The 16,916-nt window shown below is 67.8% G+C and carries 16 protein-coding genes; 8 read left to right on the top strand and 8 right to left on the bottom strand.

From position 1 onward, the window contains the following. The first annotated feature begins 35 nt into the window (after positions 1-35). Positions 36-560 (top strand): GNAT family N-acetyltransferase, encoded by a 525-nt coding sequence (locus RQI43_RS11140; RefSeq protein WP_311275192.1) that lies wholly within the window; start codon positions 36-38, stop codon positions 558-560. A gap of 23 nt (positions 561-583) precedes the next feature. Here RQI43_RS11140 and RQI43_RS11135 read toward each other — a convergent pair whose 3' ends face one another. The 3 genes from RQI43_RS11135 to RQI43_RS11125 all read right to left on the bottom strand — a co-directional run bounded on the left by RQI43_RS11135 (position 584) and on the right by RQI43_RS11125 (position 3,730). Continuing rightward, positions 584-814: a hypothetical protein gene (locus tag RQI43_RS11135; protein WP_244478120.1), complete on the bottom strand. Its 231-nt coding sequence runs from the start codon at positions 812-814 to the stop codon at positions 584-586. 479 nt (positions 815-1,293) lie between these two features. Next, a complete protein-coding gene (trmFO, locus tag RQI43_RS11130; RefSeq protein WP_311275191.1) occupies positions 1,294-2,724 on the bottom strand; it encodes a methylenetetrahydrofolate--tRNA-(uracil(54)-C(5))-methyltransferase (FADH(2)-oxidizing) TrmFO in 1,431 nt (476 codons plus the stop codon). Between the two features lie 31 nt (positions 2,725-2,755). Continuing rightward, positions 2,756-3,730, bottom strand: a complete 975-nt coding sequence (locus RQI43_RS11125) for a S1C family serine protease (RefSeq protein WP_056424241.1) — start codon at positions 3,728-3,730, stop codon at positions 2,756-2,758. Positions 3,731-4,011: 281 nt separating this feature from the next. Between RQI43_RS11125 and RQI43_RS11120 the strand changes: the two genes are divergently transcribed. From RQI43_RS11120 to RQI43_RS11105, 4 genes are all read left to right on the top strand, one after another. Continuing rightward, on the top strand, positions 4,012-4,563 hold the full coding sequence (locus RQI43_RS11120; protein ID WP_207411990.1) for a sigma-70 family RNA polymerase sigma factor: 552 nt from the start codon (positions 4,012-4,014) through the stop codon (positions 4,561-4,563). After that, positions 4,560-5,273, top strand: coding sequence for an anti-sigma factor domain-containing protein (locus RQI43_RS11115; RefSeq protein WP_311275190.1), 714 nt, complete (start codon positions 4,560-4,562; stop codon positions 5,271-5,273). The genes RQI43_RS11120 and RQI43_RS11115 overlap by 4 nt, the downstream gene beginning before the upstream one ends. Positions 5,274-5,313: 40 nt before the next feature. Further along, on the top strand, positions 5,314-6,111 hold the full coding sequence (gene otnI / locus RQI43_RS11110) for a 2-oxo-tetronate isomerase (protein ID WP_311275189.1): 798 nt from the start codon (positions 5,314-5,316) through the stop codon (positions 6,109-6,111). 178 nt (positions 6,112-6,289) lie between these two features. Further along, positions 6,290-7,834 carry a M10 family metallopeptidase C-terminal domain-containing protein gene (locus RQI43_RS11105; RefSeq protein WP_311275188.1) on the top strand — a complete coding sequence of 515 codons (1,545 nt, stop codon included), beginning with the start codon at positions 6,290-6,292 and terminating at the stop codon, positions 7,832-7,834. Between the two features lie 92 nt (positions 7,835-7,926). Here RQI43_RS11105 and RQI43_RS11100 read toward each other — a convergent pair whose 3' ends face one another. The 4 genes from RQI43_RS11100 to RQI43_RS11085 form a co-directional block, all read right to left on the bottom strand. Next, positions 7,927-8,352, bottom strand: coding sequence for a DUF305 domain-containing protein (locus tag RQI43_RS11100; protein ID WP_311275187.1), 426 nt, complete (start codon positions 8,350-8,352; stop codon positions 7,927-7,929). 15 nt (positions 8,353-8,367) lie between these two features. After that, positions 8,368-11,508: an efflux RND transporter permease subunit gene (locus RQI43_RS11095; RefSeq protein ID WP_311275186.1), complete on the bottom strand. Its 3,141-nt coding sequence runs from the start codon at positions 11,506-11,508 to the stop codon at positions 8,368-8,370. Between the two features lie 12 nt (positions 11,509-11,520). Continuing rightward, positions 11,521-13,209: an efflux RND transporter periplasmic adaptor subunit gene (locus tag RQI43_RS11090; protein WP_311275185.1), complete on the bottom strand. Its 1,689-nt coding sequence runs from the start codon at positions 13,207-13,209 to the stop codon at positions 11,521-11,523. A gap of 87 nt (positions 13,210-13,296) precedes the next feature. Further along, the gene (locus RQI43_RS11085; RefSeq protein ID WP_311275184.1) at positions 13,297-13,755 is read right to left on the bottom strand and encodes a hypothetical protein; all 459 of its coding nucleotides are present in this window, start codon (positions 13,753-13,755) and stop codon (positions 13,297-13,299) included. A gap of 42 nt (positions 13,756-13,797) precedes the next feature. Between RQI43_RS11085 and cobF the strand changes: the two genes are divergently transcribed. Then, positions 13,798-14,556, top strand: a complete 759-nt coding sequence (cobF, locus tag RQI43_RS11080) for a precorrin-6A synthase (deacetylating) (protein ID WP_311275183.1) — start codon at positions 13,798-13,800, stop codon at positions 14,554-14,556. A 34-nt stretch (positions 14,557-14,590) separates the two neighbouring features. Here cobF and RQI43_RS11075 read toward each other — a convergent pair whose 3' ends face one another. Beyond that, entirely contained in the window at positions 14,591-15,169 is a 579-nt protein-coding gene (locus tag RQI43_RS11075; RefSeq protein WP_311275182.1) for a PAS domain-containing protein, read from the bottom strand. A 478-nt stretch (positions 15,170-15,647) separates the two neighbouring features. On the opposite strand from RQI43_RS11075, the gene RQI43_RS11070 reads away from it, so the two are divergent. Both RQI43_RS11070 and RQI43_RS11065 read left to right on the top strand, forming a co-directional pair. Then, complete coding sequence (locus RQI43_RS11070; RefSeq protein ID WP_056424260.1) at positions 15,648-16,286, top strand: ParA family protein; 639 nt, start codon at positions 15,648-15,650, stop codon at positions 16,284-16,286. Continuing rightward, positions 16,270-16,575, top strand: coding sequence for a ribbon-helix-helix domain-containing protein (locus RQI43_RS11065; RefSeq protein ID WP_056424261.1), 306 nt, complete (start codon positions 16,270-16,272; stop codon positions 16,573-16,575). The genes RQI43_RS11070 and RQI43_RS11065 overlap by 17 nt, the downstream gene beginning before the upstream one ends. Positions 16,576-16,916: the final 341 nt, after the last annotated feature.

Raw genomic sequence — 16,916 nt, 5'->3', positions numbered from 1 at the left:
TTGCTCTTGGCGCGTCGTGGCCCCACGTCGAATCCATGTTCTTTCGCACGCTCGCCTCGCGCTACTCCCTGTCGAACCTGCCCGCGCAGGCAACGGGGCGCCTGCGGATCGCACCGCTGGTCCAGGCGGATGCAGAAGCGGTCCGCGCGCTGACCGACGACCCGGCCATCACCGGAGTGGTGGATTTCCTCCCAACCCCCTTCACTCTCGACCACGCCCGCCGCCTCATCGGCAGCGGCAAGCCGGTGAAGGATTGCTTTCTCGGGGCCAAGGCCGATGGCGCTCTCGTGGCGGTGATCGGCGTCCATCTGCGCGGAGAACACGCGGTCGAAATCGGATATTGGGTCGGGGGCGCCGCCCGCGGTCGGGGTTACGGCAGTGAAGCAGTCGCCGGCGTCGTCGCGATTCTGCGCAAGCGCTTCCCCCACCGCTTCATCGTCGCCGAATGCCGGCCGGAGAACGCAGCCTCTCGCGGGCTGCTGCTCAAGACCGGCTTTCGCGATACCGGCGACGAGGGGCATCGGCCGGGCCGGCGGATCTTCTCGCTGGATCCGGTCTGAACGGGTCGGACGGCCTACGAGCCTCAGCGGCTCCGACAATCCTTGCCGTACCAGTACCCCGTCCGGGCATCGAAGCCGCCGCCGGAAGCGGCATTGCAGACCGACAAGGTTTTGTCGCCGACGCGCTGCTGGCTGAGAGCCTTGTAGAGATCCGCGCGGGCTTCGCGCTCGCGGTTCTGCGCGGCGAGATCGGCCTGAATCTGGAGATTCCGCTCGGCCCGCATGTGCTGGCGGTCCCGGTCGATGTTCATCATGCAGGTCGCGAATCCTTCGGAATCAGGGGCGAATCCGTAACCGGAGCACTGACCGAGATCGAGCTTCCGCTGCTCCTCCGCAGACACGCATCCGGCAAGGCCGATCGCACAGGCGGCGATCAGGAGCGCACTCCGACCGAACGATCCCGAACGAGACACGGTGCCGGGAATCCGGCCAAACTCCGCCTGGGCGACCAGTGCTGGATGCGTGGCAAGGTGAGGCGAGGATTCGAAAGACATGACACCGGAACGAAAGGAGGGATCGATTAGGTATCGATAGCTCCCCTCAGACTAATTTTTGGTTCTTCGTCATTATGGATGGATCCTTAAATCGATCCCGTTCCCCTACGTGTATTCTCGCAATATGCCTGGATTTGGCAGCTTGGATAAGAATGAATTTGTCGGTCGTCGAAACGAATCGCTGACCGCAAAGGCCCTGCAAGTTTGCCTAAGAAACATCCCGAGCCGCGGATCATGGCCTATTCCGCTGCGATCTGCCCGGTGTCATGTCCCATCCAGGCGGCCAGATCGGCCCGCGCCCGGTCGGTATAGGCGCGCTTCTTCGCCACCGCCTTTTCCGGCCCCTTCAAGCGCTTGCCGCCCTCTCCCTTCGGAGAATGGGCGAGCGGCGGAAACAGGCCGAAATTGACGTTCATCGGCTGGAACGAGCGCGGCGCGCCGGCATCCTCGGCCGCGATGTGGCCGCCGGTGATATGGCCGATGAGGGCACCCAGCGCCGTCGTGGCAGGCAGCGGCTCTATCGTGTCACCGCGGACCTCGGCCACGGCAAAGCGCCCGGCCATGAGGCCGATGGCGGCGCTCTCGACATACCCCTCGCAACCGGTGATCTGGCCAGCGAAGCGCAAGCTCGGGCGTGCCTTCAGGCGGAGCGTCGCATCGAGGAGACGAGGCGAGTCGAGATAGGTGTTGCGGTGCAGCCCACCGAGACGCGCGAATTCCGCGTTCTCCAGGCCGGGAATCGTGCGGAACACCCGGACCTGTTCGGAATAGGTCAGCTTCGTCTGGAAGCCGACCATGTTGTAGAGCGTGCCCAACGCGTTGTCCTGACGCAGCTGGACGATGGCGCAGGCCTTCACGGTGGGGTCGTGCGGGTTGGTGAGGCCGACGGGCTTCATCGGGCCGTGACGCAGCGTCTCGGGGCCGCGCTCGGCCATGACCTCGATCGGCAGGCAGCCATCGAAATAGGGGGTGGTCGCCTCCCATTCCTTGAAACCGATCTTGTCGCCCTCGATCAACGCCTGGATGAAGGCGTCGTACTGTTCGCGGTTCATCGGGCAGTTGATGTAGTCCGCCCCCGTGCCCCCGGGGCCGACCTTGTCGTAACGCGACTGGAACCACGCCTTGTCCATGTCGATGGAGTCGCGGTGGACGATGGGCGCGATGGCATCGAAAAAGGCGAGGGCCTCGGCGCCGGTGAGCGCGCGGATCGCCTGCGCCAGGGCTGGCGAAGTGAGGGGGCCGGTGGCGATGATGGTCCGGCCCCATTCCTCCGGCGGCAGGCCCTCGATCTCCTCGCGTTCGATCGTGACGAGGGGATGCGCCTCCAGGGCAGCGGTGACGGCAGCGGCGAACCCGTCGCGGTCCACGGCCAGCGCACCCCCGGCCGGGACCTGGTTGGCATCGGCCGCGCGCAGGATCAGCGACCCGAGCGTCCGCATTTCCTGGTGCAACAGGCCGACGGCGTTGCCGTTGGCATCGTCCGAGCGGAACGAATTCGAGCAGACGAGCTCGGCGAGATCCCGGCTCTTATGCGCCTCCGTGCCGCGCACGGGCCGCATCTCGTGGAGAATGACAGGATGGCCGCTCTCGGCGATCTGCCAGGCGGCCTCCGACCCGGCGAGGCCGCCGCCGACGATATGGATGGGGGAAGTGTCTGCTCGGTCCGTCATGGTCACGGGATAGACCCGTGACCCGCCCCGATCAATGCAGCTGTGGCGAGACGAGAAAGCGTTCGCGGTCGCTCGACGTCACGGTCAGCTTGATCGGGCGTCCCTCCCGCTCGATCGTGAGAGGAACCCGCACCCCGGCCTCGCCCAGCGCCCAGATCTGGCGGAAGAACCCGGCGAGATCCTCCACCGGCTCGCCCGCGACAGCGGCGAGCACGTCGCCCACGCGCAGGTCCGCGCTCTCGGCCGGCCCGTCATCGGCCAAGCCCATCACCACCACCGCGCCGTCATTGTCGCTGGCATAGAGGCCGAGCCAGGGCCGGGTCGGCCGGTCCGCCCGCCCGCGTGTGGTCAGGTCATCGAGGATCGGTGGCAGGAGGTCGATGGGAACGACGAGGTTGATCGCCTTCGGACCCTCGGTCCCGCCCTGCTGCAGCTGCAGGGAGCCGATGCCGAGGAGGTCGCCCGCCGGGCCGATCAAGGCCGTACCGCCCCAATGCGGGTGAGACGGCGCGGTGAACAGGGCCTCGTCGAGGACGTACTCCCAGTAGCCAGCGAATTCCTGCCGGGCGATCAGCTTGGCGGCGACGCTGCGCGTGCGCCCCCCGGCCCCGGCCACCACGGCCTTGTCGCCGATCTTCAGGCTCTCCGAGCGCCCGATGGGAAGCGGCGGCAGCCGCAGATCGCCCAATGCCTGGACGAGGCCGAACCCGGTCACGGCATCGAAGCCGACCACGTGGCCCGGGACCGAGCGCCCGTCATGGGTGGTCATCCAGACGCTCTCCGCCTCGGTGACGAGGTAGCCGATGGTCAGGACGAGGCCGTCCTCGCGGATCACCACGCCGTTCCCGGCGCGCTCCGTCCCTAGGGTTTCCGCCGTGAACGCCTCGGGCGGGATGCGCGTGGAGAGCGACACCATGGCCGAGAGGGCCCTGTCGAGATCGTACGCGTAATCGCCGGCCTTGGGCTGCACGGCGGAGGGAATCTTCCAGTCTCCGTGCGACGTCATCAATCCCGTATCCCTGTCCTGCGCCTCGGACCCATGAGCTCTGGCGGATCCGCAGAGCGTGGGGGTCATCGGTTCCATCCGGGAGATAGGTCGCCGGCTCGCCGTCGAACACCCTGCGCAGGTCGGGCGCGTGACAGAGGTGCGCCGATCCACATCGATCGCCCGCAACACAGTAGCCTAGGCCCGTGCGCTCGATTAAGACTTGGGTTAACGTTCACGCCAGATGGAACGGCTGCGCCATGTCCTGTCGAGTCTTGTCTTGTCGAGAGGACGCCTGACCCTTGCGTGACGATGCGGCACTGGCGCGCCTGATCTCGGCGGTCGCATCCGGCAACGAGCAGGCTTTGCGCGCGCTCTACGATCTGACCGCCCCGAAACTTTTCGGCATCGTGCTCCGTATCCAGCGAGATCGCGGCATGGCGGAAGACGTGCTCCAGGATGTCTTCCTGCGGATATGGCAAAGTGCCGGCTCGTTCTCTCCGGAGGCGGGTCGCCCCTTGCCCTGGCTCTGCGCCATCGCCCGTAACCGGGCGATCGACGGGGTCCGCCGCAAGGGAGAGGTCCAGGGGCCGGTGACCGAGGACGGGGAGGATTGGGTGGAACGGCTCGCCGATCCCCACGACAGCGAGGAGGCGATTCTCGGGCGCGATGCCCTGCGCGCCTGCCTGTCCCGCCTGGAGGCGACGCAGCGCGACTGCATCGTCCTCGCCTATTGCGAGGGGCATTCCCGGGAAGAACTGGCAGAACGGTTCGCGCGTCCCGTCAACACCATCAAGACGTGGCTGCATCGCGGGCTAGCGGCCCTGCGGGGCTGCCTGGAGGGGCCGGCATGACCGAAGACCCCACCGAGCGCGATCTTCGCGCCGCCGAATACGTCATCGGTACGCTCGACGCCACCGAGCGCGCCGCCATGGACCTGGAGCTCGCCGTCGACCCCGCCGCTCGCGCCGCCGTGCGGGAGTGGGAGCGTCGCCTGGCCCCTCTCGCCGCCGTCATTCCCGAGATCGAACCGGGCGAGGGCGTATGGCCGGCAATCCTGCGCGCGCTGCCCAACCGGGCCTCCCCGTCTCCGGCGGCGAACGACAACCGCGTGGCCGCCCTATCGCGCAAGCTCGGCCTGTGGCGGGCCGCAGCGGCGGGCGCAGGGGTGCTGGCTGCCGGGCTCGCCCTGTTCATCGCATTCGGCCCCCGCCCCGGCGGAGAGGGCGAGACACGCTACGTCGCCGTGGTCTCCAGCGGCGGCGAGGCGCCGGCCCTCATCGTCAGCATCGATACGGTGGCGGGAACCGCGCGAGTGCGCCCGGTCGGCGCCGAGGCGCCGGCGGGAAGCAGCCTCGAATTGTGGTATGTGGGAGCCGACAAGACGCCGAAATCCCTCGGGCTGATCGGCAAGGACGCGGCACGCGTGGCCCTACCCGCCGGGTCCGATGCCGCACGGCTCGGCGAGGGTGTCTTCGCCGTCTCGGTAGAGCCACCGAACGGATCTGCCACCGGCCTCCCGACCGGCCCCGTCGTCTATACTGGCAAGCTCATCCGCGATTGAGGGCGGCCCGGATTGGGGCCCGCCACGATGGAGCCCTCCCATGCCGCGCTTTGCCGCGAACCTGACGCTGCTCTTCACCGAGCATGCCTTCCTCGACCGGTTCGAGGCCGCGTCCCGTGCCGGGTTCACGGCGGTGGAATTCCTATTCCCCTACGAGCATTCGCCGGACGACATCGCCGGGCGCCTCGCCGCGAATGGCCTGGACCTCGTCCTGTTCAACATGCCGCCGGGGGATTGGGCAACCGGCGACCGAGGGCTCGCCGCCTTGCCGGAACGGTTCGACGAGATGCAGGCCGGGGTCGAGACAGCGCTCGCCTACGCGCTCGCCGCGGGCTGCCCCCGCCTGCACCTGATGGCGGGCATGGCCGACCGGCAGGATGACCACGCCATGGAAGCGTATCGCCGGTCCGTGCGATATGCAGCCGAACGCCTTGCCCGGCATGGCATCGACCTCCTGATCGAGCCCATCAACGGTCGCTCCATGCCGGGCTATTTTCTCGACGATGTCGATGCCGCCGCCGAACTCGTCGCGGCGTTGCGCGCGGAGGGGTTCGGCAACCTCAAGCTCCAGTTCGACATCTTTCATTGTCAGATCCTGCACGGAGACGTGACAATGCGGCTGGCTCGCCTCCTGCCGCTGATTAGCCATGTCCAGGTCGCGAGCGTACCGGCGCGCCACGAGCCCGGTACGGGGGAGGTGAACGACGCCTTCGTCTTCACCGAACTCGACAGGCTTGGATATTCGGGCTCGGTCGGGTGCGAGTACAATCCGCGTGGCCGAACCGAGGATGGGCTCGGCTGGCTGAGCACCTATGCGGGCGGACGAGCCCGGATTTAGCGCCGTGAGGTCGGTTCCCCCTCGGAGCCGATAAAGCATACCGCTTCCACCTGGCATGGTTGACCACGGAGGAGTGGGACCATCAATTGTTTATGACGCGGCATCGTGGTTAGGGACTGCCCCGGCCGGCTCGAACGGCCAAGCTTCGAGAAGCTTTTCCCCAGGGGCAGATCAATCGATGGCCGACCTCTTCAAACCCGTTGCCCTGACGGGGAATGCCGTCGTGGACAGCCTCATCCTCGGCGGCGCCTGGAACGCCGCGACCCTGACCTACGGGTTCAAGGCGCAGGACATCGATGCGAACGGGATCGACGATTTCTCCGAGGGCGACTGGAAGGCGTTCTACAGGGAGATCTACGACACCGTCAGCAGCGTCGCGAATGTCGATTTCGTCGAAGGCAGCGTGGCGCGGGCCCAATTGATCCAGCGGCTCGATGTCGGCGGAGGCGGCGAATCCGGCACGCCCGCCCCGGGCGTCACCTCGCTGGAAACCGCGGTGGGCATCGACCCGACGAGCGTGAAAGGGGCCGCCGACGTGGTCCGCCTCGGCACCTATTCCGAAACCTGGATCCACGAGATCGGCCACAGCCTTGGCCTCGGCCACCCCCATGACGGGGAGAACGGCAAGTTGCCGGGTGTCGTCGAGCCGGGCGATTTCGGCACCGGCAACCTCAACTCCCAGATCTATACGGTGATGGGCTACACCTTCCCGTTCTGGGGCGAGGACAATCCGTTCACGCCCGAGCGCGACGAGAACACCGCGCTCAACGCCCAGCCGGGCTCCTTCGGGGCCATCGACATCGCAGCCCTGCAGCATCTCTACGGAGCCCGCGCCCACAACGCCGGCAACGACGTCTATCGCTTCAGCGACGATGTCGATGCCAATCGCGGTTACACCACGATCTGGGATACGGGCGGCTCCGATACGATCGTCTATGAGGGGTCGAGCGCGGCCAAGATCGACCTGCGCGCGGCGACCCTGAAAGCCGAGATCGGCGGGGGCGGCTGGCTCTCGACGTCGGAAACCCTGACCGGCGGCGTGACCATCGCCAATGGCGTCTCCATCGAGAAGGCGAAGGGCGGGGCGGGCGACGACATCCTCATCGGCAACGACGGCGCCAACCGACTCGACGGCGGACGGGGGGCCGACCGCATGAGCGGTGGGCTCGGAAACGACACCTATGTCACGGACGGCCGCGACACGATCGAGGAGGCGGCCCGGAGCGGTACGGATCAGGTGCTGAGTTCGGCCAGCCACCGCCTCGGCACGAATCTCGAAACTCTGAGGCTCCTCGGCTCGAAGGCGATCGATGGCATCGGCAACGCCGTCGCCAATACGATCACCGGCAACGGCGCCGGCAACATGCTGACGGGCGGAGCCGGAAACGACGTTCTCACCGGCGGGGAGGGGGCGGATACCTTCCTGTTCCGCACGCGGCCCGGAACCGGCAACACCGATCACATCCGCGATTTCTCCGTCGCCGAGGATGTCGTCGCGCTCTCGAGCAAGGTCTTCGCGGCCCTTCGCGCCGGCCCCCTCGCGGAGAAAGCTTTCAAGGACCTCTCGTCGGGACCGGCCGATGCGGATGACCGCGTTCTCTACGACGCCACGACCGGCATCCTCTCTTACGATGCCGACGGGAGCGGAGCCGGCACCGCCCACACCTTCGCCGTCATCGATACGAAAGTGCATTTGAGCTTCGCGGATATGCTCGTCGTCTAGGGTTCCCACCGTCGACAAGGCGACTGGTCCGGCGTCGAGAGGGCAAGCGGTGCCGCCCCTGAGCGATAGTGTCCAGGGGCGATGCGGAAGCCTCACTTCCTGGCGGGATCGGTCCGTTTCAGGATCGCCTCCATCTGCGCGATCTCGGTCTCCTGAGTCTTGACGATGGATTCGGCCAGGGACCGGACTTCCGGATCCTTCGAGTATTGGAGGGCGACCTTGGCCATGGCCAATGCGCCCTTGTGGTGCGGGATCATGCCGGCGGCGAAGTCGCGGTCGACGTCGCCGGAATAGCGGATCTCCATGTCGCCGTGCATGCGCATGCTCGCCTCTTTGAAGGCGCGGGTCGCCGGGGTGTCGGCGGCCTTGCCCTTCGCGGCGGGCTTCGACCCGTGGTCATGGCTGTGCGAATGGGTGGTGCCGTCCTCATGGCGGTGCTCTTCGGCCGCGAGGACCGGGGAGGCGAGGGGCAGAGCCAGGATCGCGGCCAGGATCGCGGGGAGGGCTGTCTTCGTCATGGGAGTTCCCTGTCGTCAAAAGGTTGCGGGCGGGGAGGGCATGGTCCCCGCCACCGGGGAGGGGGCTTCATCGCCGGGCGCTTCGCGAAGTCGGGCGAAGGCGGGGCCGCCGAAGTGCAGCATCAGAACCGGCGTCAGCACGGCGTCGAGGAGCGTCGCGCTGATGAGGCCACCGAAGATCGTCACGGCCACGGGGTGCAGGATCTCCTTGCCGGGCGCGGTCCCGTCCAGGAGCAGCGGGACCAGGGCGATGCCGGCGGCGAGCGCCGTCATCAGCACCGGCACGAGGCGCTCGTTGCTCGCCCGAAGCACCAGAGCCGGGCCGAAGGGCAGCCCTTCGTTCAACCCAAGATTCAGCACGTGGCTGATCTTCAGGATGCCGTTGCGGGCGACGATGCCGGTGAGCGTTACGAAGCCGATCATCGAGGCCACGGAGAGGGGCAGCCCGGCGATGGTGAGGGCGACGACGCTGCCGATGAGGGCGAGCGGCACGTTGCCCATGACGATGAGAGCCAGCACGCCGGAGCGGTAGCGGCTCGCCAGCAGCGCGAAGACCAGCGCGAAGGAGACGAGGCCGAGGAGGCCGATGCGGCGGGTCGCCTCCCCTTGCGCCTCGAACGCACCTTCGAGGCGCGCACTGATTCCCTCCGGCAGGGTCGTCCGGGCCAGGGCCTGTCCGATGGCGGCGGCAACCTTCGAGCCGTCCGAGCCCGGCACGGTGTTGGCCTGGACCACGATGCGGCGACGGCCGTTCTCGCGCTGGATCTGGTTGGGACCGTCCCGCTCGGCGATGTCGGCCAGGGCGTGGGCGGGCACCCAGCCCGACGGCGTCTCGATGAGGAGGTCGCGCAAGGCGGCCATGGAGCGGCCGCTTTCGGGCAGACGCAGCACCACATCGAAGCGGCGCAGGCCCTCGACCAGGGTGGAGACAACGCGTCCGTTGGCGAGCTGCCCCACCGTATCCACCACCGTCGCGGGGGAGACGCTGTAGAGGGCGGCCTTCGCCGGATCGACCCGCACCTCGATCTGCGGAACGCGCACCTGCCGCTCGACCTGGAGGTCGGCGACGCCCGGAATCGCGGACAGGGTTTCACGCAGGGATTCGGCGGTGCGGCGCAACGCGTCGAGATCCTCGCCGAACAGCTTGAGGGCGATCTCGGCCCGGACGCCGGAGAGCATGTGGTCGAGCCGGTGCGAGATCGGCTGGCCGACATTCACCGTGACAGGAAGAACGGAAAGCCGCCCTCGGATCTCGGCGGTGATGGCGTCGCGCTCGCGTCCGCCGGGCTTCAGGCGGATCTCCAGATCGGTGGAATGGACCCCTTCGGCATGCTCGTCGAGCTCGGCGCGGCCCGTGCGGCGACCGACCTTGTCGACCTCGGGGATCTCCATCAGCAGGCGCTCGGCGATGGCGCCGACGCGAGCGGATTCCGCGAGCGAGATGCCGGGGGTGAAGGTGGTGGTGACCGTGAACGAGCCTTCGTTGAAGGTTGGCAGGAAGGCGCGGGGCAACCGGCCCGCGCCGTAGCCGGCGGCGATCACCGCCAGGACCGCGCAGACCATGGCAAGGCGCTGATGGGCGAAGGCCGTTTCCACCAGTCGCCCATTGGCCCGCTTGAGGCCGCGGATCAGCCGGTTCTCGGGATGGTCGAGGCTCTTCAGGCCAGGGAGCAGCCAGGAGGAGAGGACGGGCGTCAGGGTCAGCGAGACCACGAGGCTCGACAGGATGGCGATGATGTAGGCTTGGCCGAGCGGCGCGAAGAGCCGGCCTTCGATCCCCGACAGGGCGAAGAGCGGCACGAAGACGAGACAGATGATGATCGTGGCGTAGACGATACCGGAGCGCACCTCGTTCGAGGCATCCACGATCACCGAGAAGGTGCTGCGAGGCGAGCCCTCCGCCCGGTTGTCGCGCAGGCGCCGCAGGATGTTCTCCACATCGACGACGGCATCGTCCACCAGCTCTCCAATGGCGATGGCGAGGCCGCCGAGCGTCATCGTGTTGATGGACAGGCCCAGCAGAGAGAACACCGTGGCGGTGGCGAGGATCGAGACGGGAATGGCGGCGAGCGAGATCAGCGTGGTCCGCACGTTCAACAGGAAAGCGAACAGCACCACGGCCACAACGGCCACGGCCTCGATCAGCACCGTGATCACGTTGCGAAGCGATGTCTCGATGAAATCCGCCTGCCGGAACAGGACGTTGCCGGCCTCGATTCCGTGCGGCAGGGAGGGGCCGATCTCCTTGAGCGCTGCCTCGACCTCGCGGGTCAGGCGCACGGTGTCGATCCCCGGCTGCTTCTCGATGGAGACCACCACGGCGGGATTGCCCATGAAGCCGCCGTCGCCGCGCTTGGGCCGCGCTCCGAAGGCGATCTCGGCGACCTGCCGCAGGTAGACCGGACCGCCCGGCGTCGTGACGACGAGATTGCGAAGGTCGTCGAGATCGGTGGTGCGGCCGAGCGCGCGGATCAGGACCTCGCGGCCGCCGGCCTCGGAATAGCCGCCACCGGCATTGCCGCCGTAATTCTGCAGGGCTCGGGTGAGGGCCTCGTCGGTGACGCCCAGCGCCCGCATGGCGGCGGGATTGGGGGCGACCCGGAACTGGCGCACCTCGCCGCCGATGGGGATCACCTGCGCCACGCCCGGGATCGAGAGCAGGCGCGGGCGCAAGGTGAAGTCGGCGGTCTCGCGCACCTGCATCGGGGTCGCGGTCTTCGAGGTGACGGCGACGAGCAGGATGCCGCCCATGATCGAGGAGACCGGCCCCATCTGCGGGACCACGTTCGGCGGCAGTTCCGAGCGCGCCAGCGCCAGCCTTTCATTGACGAACTGCCTGTCGCGGAACAGGTCGGTGTCCCACTCGAACTCCACCGTGACGATGGACAGGCCGATGCCGGAGACCGAGCGCACCCGGCTGACACCGGGCAGGCCATTCATGCGGGTCTCGATCGGGTAGGTCACCCGTTGCTCGACTTCCGTGGGGGCGAGCCCCTCGGCCTCGGTCAGGATCGTGACCGTGGGCCGGTTGAGGTCGGGGAGTACGTCGACGGGCAGGCGCGCGAGGGAGAGCGCGCCGGTCAGGACCAGGGCGAAGGCGAGGGCCAGCACGAGCAGGCGGTTGCGCAGGGATTGCGCGACGATGAGGCCGAACATGGGTCTGCCTCCTCAGCGGATCTGGTCGAGGAGTTCGGCACCCTGGACGACGACGCGCCGTCCCGGCTCCAAACCGCCGGCGATGAGCGTACGGTCGGCATCGAGGGAATCGGTGCGGACGGTGCGTGCCACGAAACGCTCGGCGCCGACATGCTCGTAGACGACGCTCCCGCCCTCGGCGCGGAGGATGCCGGACCGTGGGACGGCGAGACCGGTGCGCTCCCCCGTCAGGGGGGCGTGGACGGTGACGAACTGGCCGAGACGAAGACCAGTCGTGTCGTCTTCCACCGCGAACTGCACGGGAACGGCCTGATTGCGATCGGCCAGGCCGGCGCCGCGATAGGCCAGCGCCATGCTGCGCCCGTCCCCGAGCCGGGCCGTCGCCGCACCCTCAGGGGACAGGGCCTCGAAGCTCAGCGCCTCGATCCAAAGTTTCTTCGGATCGAGGATGCGGAAGACGACGGTGCCAGGAGCCGCCATGGCACCGGCAGTGGCGCTGGCCTCGGCGATGACTCCGTCCACGGGTGCGACCAGTGCCTCGGGCGAGCCACGGACCGCATCGAGGGCGGCGCGGCGGTCCTTCAGCCCGTCGCGCTCGGAGCGGGCATCGTCGAGCTGGGTCTGCGCCACGGCGCCGGTCCCCGCCAGACGCTCGAACCGGACCACGCGCCGGTCGAGGATCGCGATCTGCTGGTCGAGTTCGCCCTGGCGCTGGCGCATGTCGGAGACGTCCACCGCCTGGACGGGCGGGGTGACGGTGGCGAGCACCTCGCCGCGCGTCACACGGGTTCCGAGGCGAGGAAATCCGTTTGCCGGAGGGGCCAGGCGGCCGCCCACGGAGGATTGCACCACGCCGCTGGCATTGGGATCGGCGATGACCCGGCCGGGCAGGGCCACGGTGCGGGCCACGTTCTCCGTCGCCGTCAGGGCGGTGCGCAGGACGAGGAGCCGCTGCAGGGATTTGGGTACGAAGATCGACCCGTCGCCCAGGCGTTTGGCCCGGTCGGCGCCGCCGGAGGGCGGGCTCGCCATCATCCCCCCCTCGGCCGGCGCGGCATCGTGGCCTTCATGGGCGAGGGCGGCGCTGCCCAGCACGATCGTCGCCGTGACCGCCAGGACGACGACGATGGGAATCGTGCGCCGACGCCGGATCAGGACGACGGCCCCGAGGCCGAGGAGGAAGCCCCCGGCGGCGGTGACGGAGGGCGGCTGGTGCGTCAGGCGCTCGACCAGGGTGGCGGCGGTCGCCGTCTCGGACGCCGCAGCCGCGGCTTTGGGGGCGGGCAGGTCGAGATCCAGGGAGAGGATGTCGGTGCCGCCCTCCGCCGTCACCGCGACGAGGAGGTCGTGATGCTCCGCCTCCTCGAGCCAGGGCGCCGAAAGCCGGTAGGTGCCGTCGGCCTGGACCTCGGCCTTCCGGCGGCCGTCCGGCGTCGAGAGGGCGAGGGTGGCGTCGGTGACCGGCGCGTTGGTCTCGAACGCGTCGAGATAGAAGACGAGATCGTGCCCCTGCACGGTGGCGACGAGTTCGTAGCGCTCCGACTTCGCCTCGGCTCGCGGTGCTGCCGCTGCGACGGGCAGGGCAGGGGCCTCGTCTCCGTGGGAATGGCCCTCATGGGACAGGACCGCGCCGGTCAGGGCCGCCCAGGCGATGGCGCACGCTGCGACACGGCGCAGGGCAGCCGGAAAAACGATGGACATGATGCGAGAAACCTTGGCGCCGTTGAAGCAGGAGACGGCGATCTACGCGAGGCCGGAAGGCAGCCGCGCGGGAACGCCGTCGTTACGTCAGGCGAAGGATCTCGGGGGTTCGGACGGGGAATCCGGGGCGGCATCCGTTCGTGCGGAAGCGGCACCCACGGGAACGGGTCCGGTCAGTCCGGCGGAGGATGCGACGTCGCCCTCGGTGGGAGCGAGGCCGAGGGCGCAACAGGGAGCGCCACAGCCGCCGGCGCAGCAGGGACCGGCACAGCCAAGATGAGGCTCGGCCCGCAGGACCGAGACTACGGCACGCATGCGGCTATCGGATGTGATCCCCTGGACCGCTTTCGTCTCGCGGGCGTTCTGAACTTGGACGCGCTCGACCTGGACCACGGTTTCGTGCCCATGCCCGGTATGGGCGCTCGCGGGCGACGACATGGCGAAGCCGGCGATCGCGAGGATCACCGTCATCAGCCAGAGCGCGAGGCTCCGGTCCAGATTGCGCCGGATGGGTTTCATGTCGGCGCAGAGCGTAGCATAGGGCATGCGCCCGCGACAGGGCCGATCGCAACTCGGAAGGCTAGACGCGTGAGACAGATCCTCGTGATCGGCATCGGCACCGGCAATCCGGAGCACGTCACGATCCAGGCGATCCGGGCACTGAACACGGTGGATGTGGTCTTCGTCCTCGACAAGGGGGGCGAGAAGGCCGACCTCGTCGCCCTGCGGCGGGAGATCTGCGAGGGCTACATCGAGGAGCGGCCCTACCGCATCGTCGAGGCCCAGGATCCGGAGCGGGACCGGAATCCGGCCGATTACGGCGTCGCCGTGGAGGATTGGCACAGCGCTCGCGCGGCTCTCTACGAAGCGATGATCGCGCGCGAGCTTCCCGAGGACGGCACCGGTGCCTTCCTGGTCTGGGGTGACCCGTCGCTCTACGACAGCACCCTACGGATCATCGACCGGATCGTGGCGCGGGGCCGCCTCGCCTTCGAGTACCGGGTGATCCCGGGCATCACCAGCGTCCAGGCCCTGGCGGCCAGTCACCGCATCGCCCTCAACCGCATCGGCGCGCCGGTGCAGATCACCACCGGGCGCCAGATCGCCGGCGGCCTCTCCGAGGAGGCCGACACCACCGTGGTGATGCTCGACGGCGACCCGACCTTCGCCCATCTCGACCCGGAGCTGACGATCTATTGGGGCGCCTATCTCGGGAGCGACGACGAGATCACCCTCTCGGGCCGCCTCGGCGACGTCGCCGCCGAGATCCGGCGCATCCGGGCGGAGGCGAGGGCACGCCACGGCTGGATCATGGACATCTACCTGCTACGGAAGCCGGCCGATTAGGCCAGGATCACGTCTCTCGACGCCTACCCCGCCCTCAATGATCGCGGCGTCGCTCGCCCCTCTCGATGTGACCGGCCAGCGTGAAGCCGATTTCTCGCATCAGGGCATCGAGGAGTGCCGTCAGCTTCGGCTGGTGGAGGCCGGTCGCGAGGTCTTGCAGGGCGATGGCGTGTTCCGCCATGCGGTTGGCCGCCGCCTGGGCCTGCATGTCGGGCTGATGAGGGAGGGCGCCATCCTCGGTGTGATCGATGACGATGCCGAGCCCCCTTGCGCACCCGCCAGACCCGTCCCGCTCAACCCGTCCACGCAGGCCGAGCCGGCGCTCGCCTCGAACCGTCCTGAAGACGATCTCGAACAGACCGCCCCCCTCGGTGGCGGCATGTAGGGCATTCTCCACGCGAGACCGGTCTTCATCGTGGATCGCCGTCAGGAAGGCGTCGAAACTCACGACCTCCGTCTCCGGAACGAAGCCGAGAATCTCCGCGAGCAAACCGGAGACGGCGATGCGGCCAGCCCAGACGTCGTGGGACCAGATGCCAACGATTCCCGATGCGTCGAGCGCATCCCGAAGGCTATCCGAGTCGTCGGGGAAAAAGCTGGTGCGCGCAGGCATGGATCTCCTGGGCCGCAGGGGCCGGGGCACTGACAGCGAAACAGTGACCGCGGAGCATCCCGAAGCTAGATCGGACCTCCATTGGGTCATTACCTGAGGTTGAGAAATGCTTCGCTATCCGGCGACAGAGGCCGCATCCTACCCCTTAAACTGCATCACCGAAAGCGCTTAACACGTCAAACGTGCATTAAAGGCAACCTGAGATTGCCATCAAGTGCATGTTCGCCGGGGGACGGGGAGATCGATCGTGGCCCACGATCCTCAGCCAACGGAACCCTCGGAGCCCCGGCATGGATCTTAACCACTGATTAACCATGACCCGCCAAAAACCGGGATCAGGGCATCCTGGTGTCACGGGACGACGGCTTCGAGCGCGTCCGGTGTCGATCCGAGGCCGGGAATTCGATCGGCCTCCGGGCCGATATTCGCCCCGGCACGGCAGGAATGCGACATCTCAAGCCGCGAGAAGGGCTCCCGTATGAAAGCCATCACCTTCGTCACCCAGAAGGGAGGCAGTGGAAAGAGCACCCTGTGCATCTCACTGGCGGTGGCGGCGCAGGAGCGCGGCCTGTCGGTCTGCATCCTGGAAATGGACCGCCAGGCGACGATCAGCGACTGGCTCGACCACCGCACGGCGGATGGCCCGGAAGTGGCGCAGATCGACGCGACGCAGATCGAAGCCGTCATGACCCAGCTGCGTGAATCCTCCTACGATTACGTCTTCATCGATACGCCGGGCGTCGACTCCACCGGCACGCTCTCGGCGATCCGCGCGGCCGATCTCTGCATCATCCCCTGCCGCCCCACCCCGGCGGACCTGCGCGCGTTCAAGCCGACCCTGGCCGCCATCTACCGTCTGGAGAAGAAGTTCGCCTTCGTGCTGAACCAGACCCCGCCGCGCTCCTACCGGATCCGCGACGCGGCCGACGGCCTCGCCGTGCTGGGCATCCTGCCGGACGTGAACATCGTCGCGCGGACCGATCACCAGGACGCGATCGGCGTCGGTCAGGGCGTCACCGAATTCAACCCCAAGGGCCAGGCCGCCGGCGAAGTCCGCAAGCTCTGGACGTGGATCGAGAAGCGGATGCAGGTCGTCAAACATGCCAAAGCCGCCTAGGCCGAGCCTCGCCTCCATCGTCGCGGGAGCCGCCTCCCCAGGGAGGAGCGCCGACATCGTCCAGCTCGATACGGGCCACACGCCCGTCCGCAAGGCGCCGGGCACCCTGAAGGAGCGTGCCAGGCAGATGTCGGTCTATCTGGAGCCGCCGGTCTACGACCAGCTGCGCGACCTCGCCCATACCGAGCGCACGAAGATGCATGCGCTCATGCTGGAAGCCCTCGATCTGCTGTTCAAACAGCGCGGGACCATGCCGATCGAGCGGCTGAACGAGACGAGCCACCGCTGATATCCCGTCTCCTGTCGATGCCAGGCATCGACAGGAAAAAATCATTTTTTGCCAAATACTTATTTACACACCCTCAACTGACACATCCGCATTTGGCGGCACCGACCTCCTGACCTTCCGGGCGGAATTTCGAGACGATGTCCACAACCGCGAGAACGTGATTCTCTTCACTCTGACAGGGTTTTGTAGCGCGCTCTTCACTGGATGAATGAGCGGATAAGGCCGGCCCCGCCCTCGACCCGCAGCGTTCAGCTTTCCTTTACGTCAACCCGACAATTGTCTGTGCAATCGAAGCCCGTTCTTTCCGGGCGGCCTTCGACGGCCGGACCGGATCGCTCTTC

The organism is Methylobacterium sp. WCS2018Hpa-22, assembly GCF_031843785.1.
Classification (GTDB): domain Bacteria; phylum Pseudomonadota; class Alphaproteobacteria; order Rhizobiales; family Beijerinckiaceae; genus Methylobacterium.
This window is presented reverse-complemented; position numbering and strand designations above follow the sequence as displayed.